Annotated in this window: 1 protein-coding gene; it reads right to left on the reverse strand. The window is 62.6% G+C overall.

Going from position 1 to position 1,154, the window contains the following annotated elements; all coding sequences use genetic code 11:
- Positions 1-1,103 (reverse strand): IS3 family transposase gene (locus JJB74_RS32965; protein ID WP_200598771.1). Its coding sequence is split into 2 segments (ribosomal slippage), with 1,104 coding nucleotides annotated over them: positions 1-809 and positions 809-1,103; the frame shifts between segments, so codons are not numbered across the junction. This gene is flagged as partial in the annotation.
- Positions 1,104-1,154 lie beyond the last annotated feature (51 nt).

Genomic DNA, 1,154 nt, shown 5'->3' on the forward strand with positions numbered 1-1,154 from the left:
CCAGTCCACGATGTCCAGGCGCGCCTGGGCCCGCGTTTCATAGCACGTCTGGTAAATCCGTTCCACCTTTAACGTCTTAAAGAAGCTCTCCATCGGCGCATTGTCCCACGCATTGGCGCGTCGACTCATCGAGACCGTCATGCCGAAGGATGCTGCCAATTGCCGGTACGCCCGGCTGGCGTATTGACTGCCCCTATCGGAATGTAAGATCAAGCCCGGTGGCGGCTTGCGCTGCCAGTACGCGCTGCGCAAGGCTTGGCAAACGTGACTGGACTGTATCCGCTCGGACATCGACCAACCTACAATGCGCCGGCTGGCCAGGTCCAGAATGGCCGCCAGATACAACCATCCTTCGCCAGTCGCAACAAAGGTGATATCGCTGACCCAAGCTTGATTTGGCTGCCAGCCATCAAAGCGCCGATCCAGCAGGTTCGACGCCACCGGCAAGCGGTGTGCAGAATCAGTCGTCACCCGGTACGCACGCTTGTAGACTGGGCGCAGCCCTTGCCGTTGCAAGCTGCGTCGCACTCGCTCGGCACCGATATGCTGGCCCCGTGCCCGGAGCTGGGCCACGATGCGTGGCCGCCCATAGCGGCCGCGGTGGGCCCGGTGGATTGCCCCGACCTCGGCATCCAGCGCGGCATTGGCCTGGGACCGTGGACTCGGGGCCCGGCTGCGCCACTGGCAGTAGCCGCTGCGCCACACCCCAAGTACCCGGCAAAGCCGGCTCACGCTGTATTCGTCGCGGTGAGTATCGATCCAGGCGTACTTCACCGCGACCCCTTCGCGAAGTACGCCGTTGCCTTTCGAAGGATCTCGATATCGAGCTTGGCACTGGCCAATTCCTTGCGTAGCCGCGTATTCTCGGCCTCCAGCTCGCTCACGGGGCGCTTCAGCGGCGATGATCCCGCGGCCCTATCTACGGATGTGGCTTCCAGATTACGCTCCCGACGCGTCCAATTGCCCAGCGTCGCCACCGGCACGCCGAGCCGGCGGGCGGCTTCATGCTGCCCGACCGACTGCGCCAGTCTGACCGCCTCCGTCTTGAATTCTTCCGTGTACTGCCGTTTCGGCACCAACTTCTCACCCATGCATTCCTCCATACAGCCAGAAAGTTAACAAACTTCCTGCTGTACGTGAAATCGGGGCAGGGT

This window comes from Noviherbaspirillum pedocola, from assembly GCF_016632335.1.
In the GTDB taxonomy this organism is placed as follows: domain Bacteria; phylum Pseudomonadota; class Gammaproteobacteria; order Burkholderiales; family Burkholderiaceae_D; genus Noviherbaspirillum_A; species Noviherbaspirillum_A pedocola.